Raw genomic sequence first — 19406 nt, forward strand, 5'->3', positions numbered from 1 at the left:
CCGTTCCGATTTTCGGCAAAATTCCCGCGCGCGACAGGGGTCGGGGCGATCGGTCGCAGCCCCGGCGCCGACATCGCCCCCGCGCCTTCCCGTTGAAGCCGGCGCCCGGCCCGGGTAGCCTGCGGCGAGCGCCCCCGGACCCCATCGCAGGACCGCCATGACCGAAGATCACCGCAATCCCGGCACCGACCTCACCCCCTCCTGGTTCGAGGACGTGGCCGTGAACACCCCCGCCGCCGAGGCCCGCGCCGCGGATCTGACCGCGCGCCGCGGGCTGAAGAAAAACTATCAGGCGGCCTGGCTCGTCAATGCGATCCGCTGCATGGACCTGACGACGCTTGCCGGCGACGACACCGAGGCGCGCGTCGCCCGGCTTTGCGCGAAGGCGCGCGCGCCGCTCGCCAGTCACATCCTCGCGGGCCTCGGGCTCGAGCACCTCACCACCGGCGCCGTCTGCGTCTATCCGACGATGGTCTCCGCCGCGGTGCGCGCGCTCGCGGGCTCGGGCATCCCCGTCGCCTCGGTCGCGACCGGCTTCCCGGCCGGGCTGATGCCGCTGCCGCTGCGGCTGGCCGAGATCCGCTATGCGCATGACGAGGGCGCCGCCGAGATCGACATCGTCATCACCCGCGCCCATGTGCTGCGCGCCGACTGGTCCGCGCTTTACGACGAGATCGCAGCGATGCGCGAGGCCTGCGGCACCGCCCATATGAAGGCGATCCTCGCCACCGGCGATCTGCAGACGCTCTCCAATGTCTACAAGGCCTCGATGGTCGCGATGCAGGCGGGCGCCGATTTCATAAAGACCTCGACCGGCAAGGAGGGTGTGAACGCCACGCTGCCGGTCTCGCTCACCATGGTGCGGGCGCTGCGCGATTACGGCGCGCGCACCGGCCAGCGCATCGGCTTCAAGCCGGCGGGCGGGATGAAAACGGCGAAGGACGCGCTCACCTGGCAGATCCTGATGCGCGAGGAGATGGGCCGCGACTGGCTGCGCCCCGATCTCTTCCGCCTCGGCGCCTCCTCGATGCTGGGCGACATCGAGCGCCAGCTCGAAACCCATGTCACCGGGCGCTATGCCGCCGCACACCGCCACGCGCTGGCCTGAACCAGGGGGCCCGAGGGAAAGATGCCGACCGTCATGGAAATTCTCGAAACGATGGACTACGGCCCCGCCCCCGAGGCGACGGGCGAGGTGCAGGGCTGGCTCAAGGCGCGCGGGCGCTTTGGTCATTACATCGACGGCGCCTTCACCGCGCCGGGCGAGACCTTCACCAGCGAAAACCCCGCCACCGGCGCGGTGCTGGCCGAGGTGACGCAGGGCAGCGATGCCGACATCGCGCAGGCCGTCGCCGCGGCGCGGGCGGCGGCGCCCGGCTGGGCGGCGCTTGCGGGGCACGCGCGCGCGAAATGGCTTTACGCGATCGCGCGGCATCTGCAGAAACGCGAGCGCTTCCTTTCCGTGCTCGAATGCCTCGACACCGGCAAGCCGCTGCGCGAGGCGCGCGAGGCCGATCTGCCGCTCGCGATCCGGCATTTCTACCATCACGCCGGATGGGCCGAGCTCGCCGAGACCGAGTTCCCCGGCCATGCCCCCCATGGCGTCGTCGGCGCGGTGATCCCCTGGAATTTCCCGCTGCTGATGCTGGCGTGGAAGCTCGCCCCCGCCCTCGCCGCCGGCAATACCGTGGTGCTGAAACCCGCCGAATACACGCCGCTCACGGCGCTGGCCTTCGCCGAGATCTGCGCCGAGATCGGCCTGCCGAAGGGCGTGGTGAACGTCGTCACCGGCGACGGGCGCACCGGTGCCGCCCTCGTCGCCGAAAAGGTCGACAAGATCGCCTTCACCGGCTCGACGGAAGTCGGCCGTGCGATCCGCGCCGCCACCGCCGGCTCGGGCAAGGCGCTGACGCTGGAACTCGGCGGCAAATCCCCCTTCCTCGTCTTCGCCGACGCCGATCTCGACGCCGCGGTCGAGGGCGTGGTGAATTCGATCTGGTTCAACCAGGGGCAGGTCTGCTGCGCGGGCTCGCGTTTGCTCGTCGCCGAAGCGGTGGCCGAACGCTTCACCGCCCTGCTCACCGCCCGCATGGCCAGGCTGCGCATCGGCGACCCGCTCGACAAATGCACCGACATCGGCGCGATCGTGCACCCGGTGCAGCTCGCCCGGATCCGCGATCTGGTGGCGCAGGGCGAGGCCGCGGGCGCGCGCCTGATCCGGCCCGAGGGGCAACTGCCCGCGACGGGCTGCTTCTGCGCGCCGGGGCTGCTCCTGGGCGCGGAACCCGCCAACCCGGCAAGCATCGAAGAAATCTTCGGCCCGATCGCCACGCTCACCACCTTCCGCACGCCGGCCGAGGCGGTCGAGCTTGCGAACAACACCCGCTACGGCCTCGCCGCCGCGATCTGGTCGGAAAACATCACGCTCGCGAACGACATCGCCGCGCGGCTGAAGGCCGGCACCGTCTGGATCAACTGCGCTAATGTCTTCGACGCCGCCGCCCCCTTCGGCGGCATGCGCGAGAGCGGCTTTGGCCGCGAGGGCGGGCGCGCCGGCTTTGCCGAATACCTCCGCGCCCCCGCGCCGAGTATGTTGACCGAGGCCCCCGCCCCCGACTTTTCCGCCGCCCCCGCGCCCGGCACGGCGAAGACGGAAACCACCATCGACCGCACCGCGAAGCTCTACATCGGCGGCGCGCAGAAGCGCCCCGAAGGGGGCCAAAGCTGGCGCATCCTTTCCCCCGCGGGCGCCGAGATCGGCCTCGCCCCCACCGGTTCGCGCAAGGACATCCGCAACGCGGTCGAGGCGGCGCAGAAGGCCGCGGGCTGGGGAAAGATGACCGGCCACGCCCGCGCGCAGGTGCTCTATTTCCTCGCCGAGAACCTCGCCACGCGGCAGGCGGAGTTCGAGGCGCGGCTGCGCGAGAGCGGCCATGACCCGGCCGAGGTCGAAGCGACGATCCGCCTTGCCTTCCGCGCCGCCGCACTGGCGGACAAAATGGCGGGCGAGGTCGCCGCGACGCGGGCGAAGATGCTGACCCTCGCGCTGAGCGAACCCTGGGGCGTGATCGGCATCGCCTGCGCCAATGCCCAGCCGCTTCTGGGCCTTGCCGCGCTCGTGCTGCCGGCGATCGCGATGGGCAACCGCGTCGTCGCGATCCCCGCCATGGCGCAGCCCTTCGCCGCGACCGATCTCGCGCAGGTCTTCGACTGCTCCGACCTGCCGGGCGGGGTGGTCAACCTCGTCACCGGCCCGCGCGAGGAACTGGCGAAGACGCTTGCCCAGCACGACGATGTCGCCGCGCTCTGGCATGCGGGCGGCCCCGAGGAGGCGGCGATGGTCGAGCGCGAGAGCACCGGCAACCTCAAGGCGGTCTGGTGCCCCGGGCCGCGCGACTGGGCCGCGCAGGATCCGCGCGAGACGCTCGGCCATGCGGTGCAGGTGAAAACCGTCTGGACGCCCTACGGCGCCTGAAAAGGGGCGCCGCCGCGCCCCTTCATCTTGCCGAAAATACCTCGGGGGAGGCCGCAGGCCGGGGGCGGAGCCCCCTCCCCGGCCTCCCCCTCACTTCCGCGGCTTGCCCGACCAGGTGCCGAGCCAGCCGGTGAACCGCCCCCAGACGCCCCGCGCATGATCGCCCGCGGCATCGGCGCGCTCCTCGACCTCGTCCCAGGCCTCGGAGGCGTCCTCGAGCAGCGGGTCGATCGTGCGCTGCCGGAACTGCAGCCACATCGCCCGGATCAGCAGCAAGATCAGCAGCAGGATCCCCAGGATCACGATGTTCAGCCAGGGGAAGATCGTCGCCTCCGGCCCGTCCACCGGCACGATCCGCACCGCGTTCGGGAAGGCCGAAAGCCAGGCGATACGCCAGCCATACGAGGTCACCGAAACCCATTTCGCATTCGGCTCCTGCGAGACTGCATTCGCCGCCTCCGCCTGCAGATTCGAGCTGTCGTATTTGAAATAGGGCGGCCAGATCCAGCCGGTATCCTCGTTGCGGAACACCAGCACCTTGCCGTTCGGCCGCACCGTCTGGATGAAGAGGATGTCGCGATCGCCGGTCGCGGAGGCCGCCGAACCGCTGTCGGGCGAGGCATAGAAGATCGAGCTGATCCCGGTGTCGACATGGGTGAGCTTGTTGTAGACATTGGTCACCCGCACCGTGTTGTGATGCGGCATCACGTAGTTCAGGAACAGCGCCACGATCAGCACCACGATCCCCGTCAGAATCCATTTGATCTTGCGCAGCATCGTCCGTCCTCAGTTGTAATTCACGAAATAGATGATCACGCCGACCACGATCACCGGCAGCACATAGACCAGCGCGATGATCTTCAGAAGCAGCGAGCGATCGAAACGCACCATCTCCGCCGCGACATAGTCGTCGCGCGAAAGCGCACCGCCCGCCTCGCCGCGATCCCAGGCGTTTTCCAGCGCCTCGCGCTTGAGCGAGCGCAGATAGATCCGCAGGATCCCGTGCACCGCAAAGACGGCGACGATCCAGACAAGGGCAATCCGAAAGAACCGCATCACCTGCGCCCCCTCAATACCGGCCCCCAGGGCCCCACAAGGTCGATCGGATCGCGCGCCGGGGCCGCCTCGGTGGCCTTGCCCGCCGCGCCCCAGGGCCCGGCCGCGGCCCGCACCGGCGCCTCCTCGGCCATGCCCGGCTCCGGCCCGAACAGCTGCGCACGCGCGCCCGCCTTGTCGATCTGATACTCCCTTTCGAGGAAATCCGCCACATAGGCCTTCTTCGCCTCGGGCCAGGTGGCGTAGAGGCGATAGAAGAGCTCCTTGTGGCAGATGAAAAGCTGGCGCACGTCGAGCGGGCTCAGCTCGGCCAGGAGCATGTTGACGAGGTCGCGCAGCGGGCCGGGCGCCGCCCGCAAAGTGTAGAAATAGGCCGGATGGCTCGAGGAGATCAGCGGCCAGTTCCCCCCCGCCTCGACCCAGCGCAGAAGATCGGCGAGCGCGCGGAACTCCTCGGGCAGCGCGGCGCCAAGCCGCTGCGCCACCGCGCGCAGCTCCCGCCGCGAACCCGATCCGGCATCGAGGCCCAGCGCCGCCGCCGCCTCGACGAGGATGAAATCCATCTTCTGGCGCAGGATCGCGCCGGCATCGGTGCCGCGCGCCTGAACGATCGGCTCGACCAGCGCGTTGCGGTCGAGAAAGCGCGCGATCTCGTTGCGGCTCGCACGGCCGTAGGCGGGGATCGGCAGCGCCCCGGGCGGATCGCCCATCCAGAGCGCAGCAGGCTCGGCCACCGAACGGAAGATGTAGATCCCGCCGAAATGCGCCGTCCAGAAATCCGGCGTCTCGAAGCGCGTCGCCTTCAGCGCGATCGGGTTGCGGGTGACGTCGCCGGTCTTTTCCGCCAGCGCGATCATCTCGGCGATCAGCCGGTCGTCATGCCAGCCCTCCGGCTCGGTGCGGAACCGGGTGACGAGGCCGGCAAGCTTTTCCGCCTCGGCGACATGGTTGCCGGTGGTGTCGGCGATCACCGTGACGCTCCGGATGTCGAAAAGCGCGGCGGCGGTGTCCAGTTCGAAGACGGTGTTCTCGAGCTCCCCTGCCACCGCGTCGCGCGCGGTCAGCGAAAAAAGCTGCGCTTCGTTCTCCTCGATGAAGCGGCGCAGGATCGTGCGCGAGGTGGAGAATTTCGCGTTGAGCAGCGGCGCCGATTTCTGCTCGGTCGAGAGCAGGATGAACTGCCGGTTACAGCCGTTCGGGTTGAGGTAGAGATCGTCGCCCAGCTCGTCGCCGATCTCGGGCGAGAAACCGGAAAGGTCGATGTGAAACGCGCTCAGCGCCGTACGCTTGCCCGCGAGTTTTTCAAGCGCGCGATTGTAACGCTCGACCAGCGCGGGCGCATCGACCCGCACCAGATTGCCGAACATCAGCCCCTTTTCGATCAGGCGTTTCATGCCCTCAGGCCCCTTTCGCCTTTCCGATCACCTCGCGCAGCCCCTTCACCAGGACGCTCGCCACCAGCACCGCGACGAGGCCAAAGGCGAAATAGGCCGCGAAGAAGCGGAAGGGTTCCGCCTCGCCGATCCGGCAGCGCCCGGCTTCGAGGGCGTGCAGCGCGAAATCCGCGCCGCAGCCCGAGGCGGTGCCGAAGAAGGCCGGAACGAGTGCCCCCACCGGCACGAGGAGCAGCATCTTGCCCCAGCCCGCGCGCGACAGGAAAAACCCGACCGCGAGCGCGATGATCGCGAAATAGATCAGGAAATTGTTCATGGGGTTTCTTCCTCCAGGTCAGGGGCAGCGCTGGCAGCTTTGGCGGCGCGCGCCCGGCTCTCTCGCCTCAGGAAAAAGGCAAGGAAAGGCAGCCAGCAGAATTGTATGTAAAGTGCAGAGGCCTGGTCGATGCCGAAGCCGCAAACGTCTGGCCAATCCCAGAAAAGGACGCCGAAGAAGCTCGGAATGATCATCAGCGCCAATCCGATCAGCCACACCAGTAGGGCGAGGATCTGCAAGAACACATATTTCGGCGGCGCGGTAAGTAGGGACACGATCCGCACCGTCGCCCAAGCCACGCCGCAGATCGGCACCGAGTAGATCAGCGCCTGCAGGACGAGGCTGAGACAGCTCATGCCTTGCCCTCCAGATAACGCCGCTTCGCCTCTTCCGCGCGTTTCATGTCGCGCAGCATGCCCTCGATCGCCGCCTCGTCCGACTTGTCGGCATAGCGGAATTCGCTGTCGGCATAGCGGTTGATCTCCTGCACCACCATCTCCGCCGTGATCGGGCGGCGCAGCTCGGCGATCATCGCGGTCTTTTCCTCGTAACTGCGGAAGAGGAACAGCTCCGGCTTTTCCATCCAGGCGTCGGGCAGCTCGAAATCCATCGCCCGCACCTTCACCGCATCGGTGATGTTCTTGATCGCGCGCCCGGTGAAGCGCGGATCGGCCTCCTGGATCGCCTTCAGATAGGTGCCGAGCTTCTCGATCGTGTCGAGCGCGCCGACCTGCGCCTGCACCGCCTCGAAAACCGCGATCAGACCGGCCTCGGCAGGGCGCGCATGGCGGGCGAAACTTTCGGCCACCGCGCGCTGAATCGCCTGCGCGGCGAAAAGGTCGTGGTGACCCAAGGGGATGTCGTGCTTCTTGCCGAGAAGCAGCGCAAGGATGTCGATGTAATCGGCACGGCTTTGTGGGCCATCCACCAGAAACCGCGCCCCCGCGCGCTGGCGCAGCGCATCGTCGACATTCTCGGGGTAGTTCGAGAACATGCCAAAGGTGCAATTCCCCCGCACCACGGTATTCGCGCCCGCGAAGGCCTCCATCAGCACCGCGGTCACTTCCTGCTGGCCCGCCGAGCTCTGCTTGTCGCCGCGCTTGCCCGCGATCTGGTCGATGTCGTCCACCGTGCCGAAACCGATCACCGCCGGATCCATCACCGACTGAATGAAGGCCTTGGCGTTCTGCCCCGACTTGCCCTGATAGCTGTCGATATTGTCGATGCCGAAGTTCTGGTAGCGGAACGGATAGCCCGCCGCCGTGCAATAGTCGTTCAGCAACCCGGCCATCATCTGGATCAGCGTCGTCTTGCCGGTGCCCGGCGCGCCATCGCCCATGAAGGTGAAGATGAAGCCGCCCATCTCGGCGAAAGGGTTCATCTTCCGCTCGAAATCATAGGCCATCAGCATCTTCGCAAGCCGCATCGCCTGATATTTCGCGATATGGTTGCCGACGACCTCCTCGGGTTTCCTGAAGGTCATCACGAGCTGCGTGCCCCGCGCCTTGCGCGCCGGCGCGAAGCCCGCGATCGGCAGATCGTCCGCCTCCACCCGCCATTCCGCCGCGGTAAAGGGGCCGATCCGCGGCGCCGCCTCGCCCCGCGCCCGCGCCTTGGCCGAAAGCGCCTCGGCAAAGGCGAGCACGGTCGCGATGAGCCGCGTATCCTCGCCATCGACATGGGTCGCGATGTCCTGATCGAGCTCCCAAAGCGCGCCATGCAGCGCGAGCGCGGCATTGTCGCTCAGCACCTCCTCGACCGCGCCGATCTCGACCGTCGCCTCCCCCGCCTGCGGCGCAAGCAGGAAGGCCGTGGCATTGGCGAAGACCGAAAGCACCGCGAAGGCCTCGGCGCTCAGCAGTTCGGAAAACTCCGCGCGCTTTGGCTCGGGCAGACGGCCCTCGAGGTTCGCCTTCTTCAGCTCGGCAAGCCCGGTGACCTCGGCATAGGCGCCGCCCACCGCCAGCGCGATCGCAAGCGACCGGCGCAGCACCTGCAGCACCGTCGCCACCGCGGGCGAGGGCAGCGCATCGCCCGAGGCCGCCTCGATCCGTTCGATCAGCCGCACCCCTTCGGGGCGGGCCGTCGCGCGCGTGATCAGCCCCGGCGTGGTCGAGCGGAACCGCCGCACACCGGTGGAGATGCCGGGCGAGTGCTCGACCGGCGCCGGGGCCGAGGGTTTCGCGAGCCGCGGCGCATGGTCGAAACCCGCGAGCATCGCCTCGGCCGCGGGGTAATGCGCGCGGATCGCCTCTTCCTTCAGATCCATCTGGCTTTCGGCGGGTCTCATGGGCAAATCCGTTGATAATACTGGAAAATGATCTCGCGATCGGCGATCGGCGCGGCGGGGAGCAGATCGGCGGGCACCGGCAGACCCTCGCGGTGCAGCGCATAGCAGCGCGCAAAATCGGGCTGCTCGGCCAGCTCGACGTCGCTCAGGAACAGCCCGGCCTCGACCGGCGATCCCTCCGACACGCCGGCGATGATGTAATCGGGCCGCCGCGCGAGCACATAGGCGCCGTCGCCCTTGAAATGCCCCGGCAGGATCTGCAGGAGCGCGCGTTTCGGCACGTCGCGGCGCTCGGCGATAGCCCGGTCGTTGAGGCCGAGCATGTCGATGAAACGCAGCCGGTCATTGGCGAAGAACGGGGTCGAGCCGGCGGTGTGCAGCGCGACGAGGCTGCCCTCGGGCCAGGCCCCGGCGATGTGGCGCCCGATCACCGTGCCCATGAAGGCCGCCGTGTCCATCCGCCGCTCCGGCGCGGTGAGCGCGGCGCCCATCGTCACCAGCGTGACGAAAAGGAGCATCCCGCGGCGCATCAGGAGCGGGCGCGGCGCCAGCACGGCAAGCAGCGCAAGCGCCGCCGGCGCCACCGCCACGAGGAGCACGCGCCCCCCCGGCATATGGTCGCCGCCGCTCCAGACGACATAGGCGAGCTGCGCGGCAAGGGCGAAGGCCGGGATCCGGAAGGCCGGATCGCGCAGCCCGCGCCCCAGCCCCAGCACCGCGCCCAGCGCCCCGAGATAGACGACGGGCGCCGCCGCCACCATCGTGCGCAGATAGGCCGGCAAGAGCGTCGCGCGCTCGGCCCAGGGCAGGCCGGTCTTCGCCGCGAAGGTGAGCGGCATCAGCATCCCATAGGTCTGGTAGCGCCAGGCCATATGCGCAAGCGAGACCGCCGCGGGGATCGCGACCACCAGCGCCCCGGCCGCGAGCATCCACCGCCCGTCCGGCCCGCGCACGGGCAAAAGCGCCGCCCCCACCGCGGCGATCACCACCGCCGCATCCATCCGCGTCAGCACCGCCGCCGAAAATCCCCCCGCCGCGAGCGCGAGCGCCCCGGGGCGCATCCCTTCCCGCGCGATCCGCAGCGCGCCGAGGATGCCCGCGAGCAGCAGCGCCGCAAGCATCACCGGCTCGAGCCCGCCCATCACCCAGGTCGCGATCCCGGGCGTCGCCCCCACGGTGACGATCGCCAGCGCGCGTTCGACCGCACGCTCCGGCCCCGGCGCGACCTGCCGCGCGGCGGGCACCATCAGCGCGATCAGCGCAAGCCCCGAGAGCGCATTGATCGCCCGCAGCGCCGCCTCCGGGCCAAGGCCGAGCGCCATCGCCCCCGCGGCCAGCAGCACGTGCAGGAAGTTGGTATAGCCCTCGACCGGCTCGCCCGGGTTCCAGTCGAGCGCGCCGTGATGCAGCAGGTTCACCGCATAGCGCAGCGAGATATAGGCGTCGTCATGGAAGAAAAACCGGTTCTGCCAGAGCCCGAAGCCGAAAAAGGCGAGCGCGACGAGAACCGCCGCCGCCTCCGCCCCCGGCGTGGCACGCACGCGCCCCTGTACCGCCGCCGTCATTGCACGATGATCCTGCCGTCGCGGCCGACGACGAACTTGCGCACGTCGCGGAAGCCCGGCGGATCCTGCTCGGCGAGCACCTGATAGGGCAGCTGCGGCAGGATGATCGCCCGGCGCATCCGCGTCGCGCCAAGATCCTCCGCCCCCGCCAGCGGGTCGAGCGCGAAGACCTGCCGCTCGGTCGTCGAGAACCAGCCCTTTTCCAGTTCCACCCGCGCGCTCTCCAGCTCCTCGATCGTCCAGGCGAGCGCCCAGTCATCGCCCTCCGAGCTGCGCGCCTGTTCCAGCACCTCGCGGATCGGCCCCGTCTGGAGCGTGTAGACGCTCGAATACATCGGGCCGAGATGGATCCGGCGCAGCCGCTTCGGGTGCAGATCGGCGAAATCGGTGTCGATCCCGCGCGCGATGGTGACGAGCTTCAGCCCGCTGCCCGCCTGCGCCATCAGATGCGCCTGAAGCCGCGCAAGCCGCCCCTCATCCTGCGCAAGCGCCTGCCGCCCGCTGTCCTCGAGCTCGAGGATATGCACCACGGGCACGTTCAGCTGGCTGTCATAGACCGCCCAGTGCAGCCGGTAGCTGCGCCGCGTGCCGCCGATCTCGCCCAGCCCGCGCAGCTCGGGCGGCATCGCCGGAAAGAACAGCCCGCCCACCGCCAGCGCCTCGCAGTAAAGCCGCTGGCTGAGCGCATATTGCAGGTCGACCGGCACCTCCCGCGCGCCGACGATCTGGCGCACCATCCGGTCCTTCAGCTCCTCGGCCGGGGCCATCGTGGCCAGCCGCGCCGGCGCCTGCGCCGCGTCATTCGCCATCGTGGCGAGTTCCTGATAGATCGGGAAACCGCTCTCGTGCAGGTCGATCGTCAGATGCCGCTGCGCCGGGCCGCCGATCCGCCCCGCGATCAGGTATTTCAGCGACAGCGCCCGGAAGGTGGCGGCCAGCGCCTCGGCATAGCGCACCAGGATCTCGCTGTCGGAAGGGGCCAGCGCGCCACCCTGCCCCATCTCGCGCGCGACCGAGCCCATCAGCCCGGTGATCCGCGCGAATTTCGCGAAATAGCGCCGGGTCTCGATCTCGTCGCTCAGCACCCGATGGTCGCGGGTGAGCGCCTCGCCCAGCTCAGTCAAGGCCAAGCTCCCGTCGCTTCGCCCGGCACCAGTCGCGCACCGCGTAATCACCCGCGTAATGCGCCTTTAGCGCCGCACGCGCCTCGGGCGAAAGCGTCTTGTCGACCGCGGCGGGGTTGCGATGCGCGCCGACATCGTCAAGCCGCAGCACCGCCTCCGGCGCAAGATCGAGCCGCCGGCGCAGCCATTCGACATCACGCGCAAGGCTCTCCTGCATGCCGATGAAGCCGATCCGCGCGCCATGCCGCTCCAGCGCCGCGACCCCCTCGAGGTAATGCGCGAGCCCGCGTTTGAGATGCACCACCCCTTCCATCGCCCGCGCCGCCAGCGGATCGCCCGCGGCCAGCGCCCGGCCCAGCGCGTCGGGCGTCGGGAAGCGGGTGAAGACCTCGGCCTCGACCGGCGTCCAGTCGCTGTTGTAGCGCGGACGGCCCTTGCGCTGACGGCTGTAGAAACCGGAGACGAAACGCTCGACCGGGTCGCGCAGGCAAAATCCGATCTCGACCCCGGGGAAGCTTTGCGCCGCGCGCGTCAGCGTCTCGGAATGGCCAAGCACGCGGGCGCGTTCGTGCCCCCGCACCGCGTGATCCTGCGCGAAAACGGAGGCGAGCGCGGTGCCCCCGGTCTTGCCGATATGCACGATCACCATCCGCAGGCCCGCGGGCACCTCCGGCGGGTGCCAGCGCGCGAAACGTCGTCTGAGCCAGTTCATCCTTGCCGCCCTCCCCGGGCCTCTTCGGTGCCGCGACCGGCGTCGCCGCCTCAGCTGCCGTAGAGGTTCTTGTCGTGCTTCTCGACGATCGCGGCAAAGCGGCGGGCAAAGCGTTCGTCCGCCTTCGCCTTGTCCTCGAGCACCTTGCGCGCGAAGACCATCTGGTCGCCATGCGCCTCCAGCATCTCGGCCATCCGCGCATTCGTCGCCGCCCCGATCCCCGCCATCGCGACCTGCGCCTCCTGATCGGTCTTCACCCCGATCTCGTTGATCCGATGCGCGATGTCCTGCTGCTGCGCGGTCTTGAGCGATTTCGTCAGCGCATCGTACAGAACCACGCGCTGCTTCGTGTCGGTCATCAGCTTGTTGATCAGCACCATCTGCGTCGCGGCCTGGTTGGTCAGGCTGTCGACCCAGGTCTTGCCCTGCTCGATATAGCGCTCGAGCGTCTGGCTTTTCGCGATCGCGACCTGTTCGTCCTGCACGAGCGCGTTGTAGCGCATGTTCAGATCCGCGAGTTCCGTCTCCAGCCGGGTGCGCGCGGCCGCGTCCTGCTCCATCGAGATCCGGTTCTCGAGCTCGATGATCTTCGGATCCATCGCGAGGATCTCGGCGCGCAGCCCCTCGAGCCCGGCGACCGTCTCCTCCCGCTCGGTGAGCGTATCGCCAAGATTGGATTCCACCTTCGCCTTCTGCGCGTTCAGCACCGAAAGCTGGCCATCGAGCAGCTTCACGATCGTGTCCGATTTCGCGATCAGATCCTGCAGCTTCTCGTCGATCGAGGCGGAGCGCAGCCGCTCGGCGCGCATCGACTCCGACTTGCCCTTGGCAAAGACGCCGACAAAGCTCTCCCACCCGGTCTTCGAGCGCAACTCCTCGAAATCCTTCGAGAAACCGGCGGTGACATCGTCAAGCCCCATGATCAGCTCGGCGATATTGGCGTTCATCGCATCGGTATGGGATTGCACATCGGCGAGCGTCGCGTTCTCGATGTCGAGGCCGATCTCCCCCGCGGCGCCGATCTTGGCCCGCGCGACGGCGATCCGCTCGGTGATCTGCGAAATCTGCGCCTGGGCCTGCGCGAAGTCGCGCTGGCTCTTCTCGATCTGCGTGCCGAAATCGGCCATCGCACCCTCCAATGTTAATCGTATTTACCAAATGGGTCGCCGACACGGAGTTGTGAAGACCCGTCCATCGAAAAGCTAGCGAAATCGGCACGGCAGTGCCAGCCGTTTCCCGTTTACGGCCGGGTGCGGCGGCGCTAGCCTCAGGGCATGGACCATCCCGCCCGCCTCAGCGCCGAAGTGGAGCGCCGCCGCGACGATCTCGTGGCGCTGGCGCAGGATCTGGTGCGGATCCCGACGCTGAACCCGCCCGGGCGCAACTATCGCGAGATCTGCGATCTGCTGGCCGAACGGCTGGCGCGGCAGGGCTTCGCGGTGGAACTGCTGCGCGCCGAGGGCGCGCCGGGCGATTGCGCGGCCTATCCGCGCTGGAACCTCGTCGCGCGACGCGAAGGGGTGCGGCCCGGCGACTGCGTGCATTTCAACGGCCATCACGACGTGGTCGAGGTCGGCCACGGCTGGACCCGCGATCCCTTCGGCGGCGCGGTGGAGGGCGACCGGCTCTATGGCCGCGGGGCGAGCGACATGAAGGGCGGCCTCGCGAGCGCGGTGATCGCCGCCGAGGCCTTCCTCGCCATCTTCCCCGAGTTCGCCGGCGCGATCGAGATCTCGGCCACGGCGGACGAGGAATCGGGCGGCTATGGCGGCGTCGCCTGGCTGGCCGAACGCGGCTATTTCGCGCCCGACCGCGTGCAGCATGTCCTCATCCCCGAACCGCTGCACAAGGACCAGATCTGCCTCGGCCATCGCGGCGTCTGGTGGGCCGAGATCGAGACGAAGGGCCGCATCGCCCATGGCTCGATGCCGTTTCTGGGCGATAGCGCGATCCGCCACATGGGCGCGCTGCTCGCGGAAATCGAGGAGGTGCTCTACCCGCTCCTCGCCACGAAACACACGGCAATGCCGGTGATCCCCGCGGGCGCGCGGCAATCGACGCTGAACATCAATTCGATCCACGGCGGTGAGGCGGAGCCCGAACCGGGTTCGACCGCCCTTCCCGCCCCCTGCGTCGCCGATCGCTGCCGCATCGTGATCGACCGGCGGTTTCTGATCGAGGAGGACATCGCGCAGGTAAAATCGGAAATCACCGACCTGATCGCGCGCCTCACCGAGAACCGCCCGGGATTTTCCTGCGAGATCCGCGACCTCTTCGAGGTGCAGCCCACGATGACCGACCGCGACGCGCCCGTCGTGCGCTCGACCGCCATGGCGATCGAGGCGGTTCTGGGCCGCGTCGCGGGCTATGTCGTCTCGCCCGGCACCTATGACCAGAAACACATCGACCGCATCGGACGGCTGAAGAACTGCATCGCCTACGGGCCGGGGCAGCTCGAACAGGCGCATCAGCCCGATGAATGGGTCGGGATCGGGGACATGGTCGACAGCGCGAAGGTCATGGCCCTCGTGCTGGCCGAATTGCTGCTGGACTGAGCGCGGAGGGGGGCGCTGCCCCCCGTCCTGCGGACTCCCCCCGAGGTATTTTCGGCAAGATGAAAGCCCGTCCCTTCATCTTGCCCGAAATACCTCGGGGGTCCGGGGGCGGCGCCCCCGGCCGGCGATCACACCGCGATATTGTCGATCAGGCGCACATCGCCCAGCGTCGCGGCGACGAGCATTCGCGCCGGCGCGCTCAGATCGCAGGCCGGGCGCAGCCCCTCGACCGTGCGCAGTTCGAGATATTCGACATCGGCGAAACCCGCCTCGAGGATCTCCGCCTGCGCGGTCTGCAGCGTTTCCTGAACCGATGCCCCCTGCCGCAGCGCCTCGGCCGCCGCCTGCATCACCGCATGCAGCCGCGGCGCCACCGCGCGTTCCTCCGCGCTCAGCCGCACATTGCGCGAGGACATCGCCAGCCCGTCCGCCTCGCGGATCGTCGGGCAGCCGATGATCCGCACCGGGATGTTGAGATCGGTGACGAGGCGTTTCACCACCTGCAGCTGCTGCCAGTCCTTCTCGCCGAAGAAGGCGCGCCCCGCCTGCGTCATGCCGAAGAGCTTCGCGACCACCGTCGCCACGCCGTCGAAATGGCCCGGGCGGAAGGCGCCCTCCATCGGCTCGGAGACGCCCGCGACCGAGACCACCGTGGCGAAGCCCTCGGGATAGACCTCGTCGACGCCCGGCGCGAAGAGCACGTCGACCCCCTCCGCCTCGAGCATGCCGATGTCATGGCCCTCGTCGCGGGGATATTTCTTCAGATCGTCGACATTGTTGAACTGCATCGGGTTGACGAAGATCGTCACGATCACCCGGTCCGACTGTTCGCGCGCCGCCCGCACGAGGCTCATGTGCCCGTCGTGCAGCGCCCCCATCGTCGGCACCACGCCGACCAGCATGCCCGAGCGTTTCCAGCCCGCGACCTTCTCGCGCAGCTCGGCCGAGCTCCGGATCACCTGAGTCATTTGCCGCCCTCGTCGACGAAGGAATGTTCCACCCCGGGGAAGGCGCGCGCGCGCACCTCCGCGGCGTAATTTGCCACCGCCTCGGCCGCCGTGGCGCCAAGCTCGGCATAGCGTTTCACGAATTTCGGCCGGAAATCGGAGAACAGGCCGAGCATGTCGTCGATCACCAGCACCTGGCCGTCGCAATCGACGCCGGCGCCGATGCCGATCGTCGGAATGCCGATCGCCGCGGTGATCTCTCGTGCGAGCTTGGCCGGCACCTTCTCGAGCACCACCGCAAAGGCCCCCGCCGCCGCGACGGCCAGCGCATCGGAGCGCAGCCGCGCCGCATCCGCGCCCTTGCCCTGCACCTTGTAGCCGCCAAGCGTGTTGACCGATTGCGGCGTCAGCCCGACATGGGCCATCACCGGCACGCCGCGCGCGGTGAGAAAGGCGATCGTTTCCGCCATGTGCCGCCCGCCTTCGAGCTTCACCGCCCCGGCGCCGGTCTCCGCCATCAGCCGGCACGCGTTGCGAAAGGCCTGCGCCGGCCCCTCCTCATAGCTGCCGAAGGGCATGTCGACGACCATCAGCGCATGGCCAAGCCCGCGTGCCACCGCCTGGCCGTGCAGGATCATCATCTCCATCGTCACGCCCAGCGTCGAGGGCAGCCCATGCAGCACCATCCCCACGCTGTCGCCGACGAGCACGACGTCGCAGGCGGCATCGGCAATCTTCGCCACCGGCGTGGTATAGGCCGTGAGACAGACGATCGGGGCCTTGCCCTTCATCGCCGCGATATCGGCCGGCATCAGCTGCCGCCCGGACCCGGTTGCACTCATCGCGTCCTCCTCTCGCTTGGCGCGCTTCCTACTCGCCCCGCGCCCGCATTGCAAAGAAAGACTGCCGCAGCGCGGCGGCGAGGGGGAAAGCACGCCGCGTCATCCCCCTCGCCCCGCCGTGACCGCCGCGCAGAAGGGCTTGATTGCGGCGCGCAAGCCGCAGATCATGCGCAAAACCCCTCCAACCCTCAGGGAGGCCTCATGAAATCCCGCCTTCTCGCCGCGGCCGCCGCGCTTGCGTTTTCGACCGGTGCCGCCCTGGCCGCGCCCGACAGCATCACCATCGGCATGGTGCTCGAACCGCCGAACCTCGATCCGACCGCCGGCGCCGCCGCCGCGATCGACGAGGTGGTCTATGCCAATGTCTTCGAAGGGCTGACGCGCTTTGCCTCCGACGGCACGATCCGCCCCGACCTCGCGCAAAGCTGGGATGTTTCCGAAGATGGCAAGGTCTATACCTTTCACCTGCAGCCCGGGGTGAGTTTCCACGACGGCACCAGCTTCGACGCGGGCGACGTGAAATTCAGCCTCGACCGCGCGCGCGCCGAGGACAGCGCCAATGCGCAGAAGGCGCTTTTCGCCGGGATCACCGATGTCACCGTGCTTGACCCGCTGACGGTGCAGGTGACGCTTGCCGCCCCCGACGGCGCCTTTCCGGTGAAGATGGCCTGGGGTGACGCGGTGATCGTCGCGCCCGAAAGCGCCGCGACCGAGGCCACCCATCCGGTCGGCACCGGCCCCTTCCAGTTCGCCGACTGGGTGCAGGGCGATCACATCACGCTCACCGCCTTCCCGGGCTATCGCGGGCTGAAACCGGCGCTGGCGAAGGCGACCTTCCGCTTCATCTCCGACCCGACCGCCGCCTTCGCCGCGATGATGTCGGGCGATGTCGACGCCTTCCCGAACTTCCCCGCCCCCGAGACGCTGGCGCAGTTCGAGGCCGATCCGCGCTTTCGCGTGATCGTCGGCACCACCGAGGGCGAGACGATCCTCGCGATGAACAACCGCAACCCGCCGCTCAACGACATCAAGGTGCGTCAGGCGATCGCCCATGCGATCGACCGCCAGGAGATCATCGACGGCGCGATGTTCGGTTATGGCACGCCGATCGGCACCCATTTCCCGCCGCACAGCCCCGATTACGTCGATCTCACCGGGCTTTCCGCCTATGACCCCGCGCTCTCGAAACAGCTTCTGGCCGAGGCCGGGGTGAGCGATCTGACCCTGCGCCTCGCGCTGCCGCCGCCCTCCTATGCGCGGCGCGGCGGCGAGATCGTGGCGGCGCAGCTTGCCGCGGTGGGGATCAGGACGAAGATCACCAATCTCGAATGGGCGCAGTGGCTCGAACAGGTGTTCAAGGGCCATGACTTCGACCTCACGATCGTCAGCCATACCGAGCCGAACGATCTCAACATCTACGCGCGGCCCGATTATTACTTCGGCTATGGCAAGCCCGAATTCGTGACGCTGATGAGCGAGCTCGACCGCGCCACGGCGCCCGCCGACCGCAGCCGGCTGACCCGCGCCGCCGAGGAGATGATCGCGAAGGATTACGTCAACGGCTATCTCTTCCAGCTCGCCAAGACCGGCGTCGCCAATGCGAAGATCGCGGGGCTCTGGGAGAATGCGCCGACCCAGGCGAACGACCTCACCGAGGTGCACTGGACCGACCGACCCCCCGCCCTTTCATCTTGCCCAAAATACCTCGGGGGGCCGAGGCCCCGCCTCGGCGGGGGCAGCGCCCCCTCGCCCCAAATCCCAGGAACACCGATGCTGATCGAAGCCCTCACCCCGCAAGGCACGCCCGAAATCACCCGCCCCGAGGCCGCGAAGCTCGTCGCGGGCGATCCGGTGCACAGCACCTGGAACCTCGAGGACGACCGCGGCCTTTACTGCGGCATCTGGGAAAGCACCCCGGGCGCCTGGCGCGTCAGCTATGACGAATGGGAATATTGCCGCATCCTCGCCGGCCGCTCGGTGATCGAGGGCGACGACGGATCGCGGCTCGAGGTGGGGCCGGGCGACGCTTTCGTGCTGCGCCCGGGCTTCACCGGCATCTGGCGGGTGATCGAGACCACCCGCAAGGATTACGTCATCCTCTGCCGCTGAGGCCTCCGGCCGCGGCGCGGGGCCTCAGTTGCCCGAGGCGCCGCGTTCCTCCGCCGAGGCGACGGCGGCGGCGTGCTGTTCCTGTTCGAACTGGGTGTAGTCCTGTTCGAGCCCGGCCTGATAGGCGGCCTCGTCCTGGGCGATCACATCGGTCGCATCGGCGGGCACGACGTAGCCGGTGTGCAGCTCGACCACCGGCCCCTCCATCATCAGGCTCTCGGCGCGCGAACGCACCTTCACCTTGGTGCCGAGCGCGGCCTCGTCGAACATGTCCATGATGTCCTGATTGAACAGGCGGATGCAGCCGGCCGAGGTCGCCCGCCCGATCGAGGACGGATCCATCGTGCCGTGGATGCGGTAATAAGTGTCCTTGCCGCCCCGGTAGAGGTAAAGCGCGCGCGCACCGAGCGGGTTGTCGAGCCCGCCCTTGAGCCCGCCGGCGAGCGGGCCGTAAAGCGCCGGATCGTTGCGGATCATGTTCTTCGTCGGCGTCCAGTGCGGGTATTCTTCCTTGCGCCCGACGACGGCATTGCCGGAAAAGCCCTTGCCCGCCTTGCCCACGGCGACGCCGAAGCGCATCGCGCGCCCCGGTTCCACGACGTGATAAAGCAGCCGCGCATAGGGGTCGACGACGATCGTGCCCGGCTCTTCCGGCCCGGTGTAATCGACCCAGCGGCGCCGGTTGCGCTCATTGAGGTATTTCGGGTTCACCGCCGGCACCACGATGTCGCCGTCGGGCCGGTCCTGATATTCCGGCGGCACCGCCGAAGAGGAGGAAACCGAAGCCGGTTGCATCGGCTCGGCGGCACAGCCCGCAAGCAAGGCCGCGGCCAGAAGCCCCGAAACGATGACACGACTACGCGAAACTGAACGACGACCCACGGCAGCACCTGATCTTGAAAGAGCGAATCCCCGGGCGCGGCCCGGTTCCGATTGACTTACGTTCCCGCCCGGCGCCCCAAGGTCAACCCCCGAGACCCGTCTGCGGTTCCGCATCGGCGGGAATAGGGCAGGAAAACCA

17 protein-coding genes and 1 pseudogene are annotated in these 19406 nt (G+C 68.5%); 5 read left to right on the top strand and 13 right to left on the bottom strand.

What is annotated here, in order from left to right:
- The first annotated feature begins 157 nt into the window (after positions 1 to 157).
- Together deoC and AB7U46_RS01305 are read left to right on the top strand one after the other, a co-directional pair.
- Positions 158 to 1108: a deoxyribose-phosphate aldolase gene (deoC, locus tag AB7U46_RS01300; protein WP_428335120.1), complete on the top strand. Its 951-nt coding sequence runs from the start codon at positions 158 to 160 to the stop codon at positions 1106 to 1108.
- Positions 1109 to 1129: 21 nt separating this feature from the next.
- A complete protein-coding gene (locus tag AB7U46_RS01305; RefSeq protein ID WP_428335121.1) occupies positions 1130 to 3475 on the top strand; it encodes an aldehyde dehydrogenase family protein in 2346 nt (781 codons plus the stop codon).
- Between the two features lie 90 nt (positions 3476 to 3565).
- On the opposite strand, the gene AB7U46_RS01310 is transcribed toward AB7U46_RS01305, so the two are convergent.
- Genes AB7U46_RS01310 through AB7U46_RS01355 form a run of 10 tightly spaced genes read right to left on the bottom strand, consistent with a single transcriptional unit; the run spans position 3566 to position 13059 of the window.
- Positions 3566 to 4252 carry a DUF1523 family protein gene (locus AB7U46_RS01310; RefSeq protein WP_428335122.1) on the bottom strand — a complete coding sequence of 229 codons (687 nt, stop codon included), beginning with the start codon at positions 4250 to 4252 and terminating at the stop codon, positions 3566 to 3568.
- 9 nt (positions 4253 to 4261) lie between these two features.
- Positions 4262 to 4534 carry a hypothetical protein gene (locus AB7U46_RS01315; protein ID WP_428335123.1) on the bottom strand — a complete coding sequence of 91 codons (273 nt, stop codon included), beginning with the start codon at positions 4532 to 4534 and terminating at the stop codon, positions 4262 to 4264.
- Positions 4531 to 5925: a DUF6638 family protein gene (locus tag AB7U46_RS01320; protein WP_428335124.1), complete on the bottom strand. Its 1395-nt coding sequence runs from the start codon at positions 5923 to 5925 to the stop codon at positions 4531 to 4533. Before AB7U46_RS01320 ends, AB7U46_RS01315 begins: the two co-directional genes overlap by 4 nt.
- Before the next feature lie 4 nt (positions 5926 to 5929).
- On the bottom strand, positions 5930 to 6241 hold the full coding sequence (locus AB7U46_RS01325) for a hypothetical protein (protein WP_428335125.1): 312 nt from the start codon (positions 6239 to 6241) through the stop codon (positions 5930 to 5932).
- Positions 6238 to 6597: a hypothetical protein gene (locus AB7U46_RS01330; RefSeq protein ID WP_428335126.1), complete on the bottom strand. Its 360-nt coding sequence runs from the start codon at positions 6595 to 6597 to the stop codon at positions 6238 to 6240. Before AB7U46_RS01330 ends, AB7U46_RS01325 begins: the two co-directional genes overlap by 4 nt.
- Positions 6594 to 8531 (bottom strand): ATP-binding protein, encoded by a 1938-nt coding sequence (locus tag AB7U46_RS01335; protein WP_428335127.1) that lies wholly within the window; start codon positions 8529 to 8531, stop codon positions 6594 to 6596. The genes AB7U46_RS01330 and AB7U46_RS01335 overlap by 4 nt, the downstream gene beginning before the upstream one ends.
- Positions 8528 to 10096 carry a hypothetical protein gene (locus tag AB7U46_RS01340; protein ID WP_428335128.1) on the bottom strand — a complete coding sequence of 523 codons (1569 nt, stop codon included), beginning with the start codon at positions 10094 to 10096 and terminating at the stop codon, positions 8528 to 8530. Before AB7U46_RS01340 ends, AB7U46_RS01335 begins: the two co-directional genes overlap by 4 nt.
- Complete coding sequence (locus tag AB7U46_RS01345; RefSeq protein ID WP_428335129.1) at positions 10093 to 11220, bottom strand: hypothetical protein; 1128 nt, start codon at positions 11218 to 11220, stop codon at positions 10093 to 10095. The genes AB7U46_RS01340 and AB7U46_RS01345 overlap by 4 nt, the downstream gene beginning before the upstream one ends.
- A complete protein-coding gene (locus AB7U46_RS01350) occupies positions 11213 to 11932 on the bottom strand; it encodes a hypothetical protein (protein WP_428335130.1) in 720 nt (239 codons plus the stop codon). Before AB7U46_RS01350 ends, AB7U46_RS01345 begins: the two co-directional genes overlap by 8 nt.
- Positions 11933 to 11982: 50 nt before the next feature.
- Positions 11983 to 13059, bottom strand: coding sequence for a hypothetical protein (locus AB7U46_RS01355; RefSeq protein ID WP_428335131.1), 1077 nt, complete (start codon positions 13057 to 13059; stop codon positions 11983 to 11985).
- Positions 13060 to 13206: 147 nt separating this feature from the next.
- Between AB7U46_RS01355 and AB7U46_RS01360 the strand changes: the two genes are divergently transcribed.
- Positions 13207 to 14487, top strand: a complete 1281-nt coding sequence (locus tag AB7U46_RS01360; RefSeq protein ID WP_428335132.1) for an acetylornithine deacetylase/succinyl-diaminopimelate desuccinylase family protein — start codon at positions 13207 to 13209, stop codon at positions 14485 to 14487.
- Between the two features lie 128 nt (positions 14488 to 14615).
- Here the strand turns inward: AB7U46_RS01360 and panC are convergent, their stop codons facing one another.
- Together panC and panB are read right to left on the bottom strand one after the other, a co-directional pair.
- Complete coding sequence (gene panC, locus AB7U46_RS01365; protein WP_428335133.1) at positions 14616 to 15455, bottom strand: pantoate--beta-alanine ligase; 840 nt, start codon at positions 15453 to 15455, stop codon at positions 14616 to 14618.
- Positions 15452 to 16276 (bottom strand): 3-methyl-2-oxobutanoate hydroxymethyltransferase, encoded by an 825-nt coding sequence (panB, locus tag AB7U46_RS01370; RefSeq protein WP_428335134.1) that lies wholly within the window; start codon positions 16274 to 16276, stop codon positions 15452 to 15454. The genes panC and panB overlap by 4 nt, the downstream gene beginning before the upstream one ends.
- A gap of 201 nt (positions 16277 to 16477) precedes the next feature.
- Here panB and AB7U46_RS01375 point away from each other — a divergent pair.
- Both AB7U46_RS01375 and AB7U46_RS01380 read left to right on the top strand, forming a co-directional pair.
- Positions 16478 to 17947 (top strand): annotated as a pseudogene (locus AB7U46_RS01375) (ABC transporter substrate-binding protein); the annotation flags it as partial.
- 99 nt (positions 17948 to 18046) lie between these two features.
- Positions 18047 to 18385: a cupin domain-containing protein gene (locus AB7U46_RS01380; RefSeq protein WP_428335264.1), complete on the top strand. Its 339-nt coding sequence runs from the start codon at positions 18047 to 18049 to the stop codon at positions 18383 to 18385.
- A 24-nt stretch (positions 18386 to 18409) separates the two neighbouring features.
- Here AB7U46_RS01380 and AB7U46_RS01385 read toward each other — a convergent pair whose 3' ends face one another.
- A complete protein-coding gene (locus tag AB7U46_RS01385; protein WP_428335135.1) occupies positions 18410 to 19267 on the bottom strand; it encodes a L,D-transpeptidase in 858 nt (285 codons plus the stop codon).
- Positions 19268 to 19406 lie beyond the last annotated feature (139 nt).

Source organism: Paenirhodobacter sp., assembly GCF_050177655.1.
Lineage (GTDB): Bacteria > Pseudomonadota > Alphaproteobacteria > Rhodobacterales > Rhodobacteraceae > Rhodobacter.

Coding starts and splice junctions, on each gene's coding strand:
- AB7U46_RS01305 (WP_428335121.1), top strand. CDS start 1,130: ATGCCGACCGTCATGGAAATTCTCGAAACGATGGACTACGGCCCCGCC.
- AB7U46_RS01355 (WP_428335131.1), bottom strand. CDS start 13,059: ATGGCCGATTTCGGCACGCAGATCGAGAAGAGCCAGCGCGACTTCGCG.
- AB7U46_RS01325 (WP_428335125.1), bottom strand. CDS start 6,241: ATGAACAATTTCCTGATCTATTTCGCGATCATCGCGCTCGCGGTCGGG.
- AB7U46_RS01320 (WP_428335124.1), bottom strand. CDS start 5,925: ATGAAACGCCTGATCGAAAAGGGGCTGATGTTCGGCAATCTGGTGCGG.
- AB7U46_RS01350 (WP_428335130.1), bottom strand. CDS start 11,932: ATGAACTGGCTCAGACGACGTTTCGCGCGCTGGCACCCGCCGGAGGTG.
- AB7U46_RS01335 (WP_428335127.1), bottom strand. CDS start 8,531: ATGAGACCCGCCGAAAGCCAGATGGATCTGAAGGAAGAGGCGATCCGC.
- AB7U46_RS01340 (WP_428335128.1), bottom strand. CDS start 10,096: ATGACGGCGGCGGTACAGGGGCGCGTGCGTGCCACGCCGGGGGCGGAG.
- AB7U46_RS01360 (WP_428335132.1), top strand. CDS start 13,207: ATGGACCATCCCGCCCGCCTCAGCGCCGAAGTGGAGCGCCGCCGCGAC.
- AB7U46_RS01330 (WP_428335126.1), bottom strand. CDS start 6,597: ATGAGCTGTCTCAGCCTCGTCCTGCAGGCGCTGATCTACTCGGTGCCG.
- deoC (WP_428335120.1), top strand. CDS start 158: ATGACCGAAGATCACCGCAATCCCGGCACCGACCTCACCCCCTCCTGG.
- AB7U46_RS01380 (WP_428335264.1), top strand. CDS start 18,047: ATGCTGATCGAAGCCCTCACCCCGCAAGGCACGCCCGAAATCACCCGC.
- panC (WP_428335133.1), bottom strand. CDS start 15,455: ATGACTCAGGTGATCCGGAGCTCGGCCGAGCTGCGCGAGAAGGTCGCG.
- panB (WP_428335134.1), bottom strand. CDS start 16,276: ATGAGTGCAACCGGGTCCGGGCGGCAGCTGATGCCGGCCGATATCGCG.
- AB7U46_RS01310 (WP_428335122.1), bottom strand. CDS start 4,252: ATGCTGCGCAAGATCAAATGGATTCTGACGGGGATCGTGGTGCTGATC.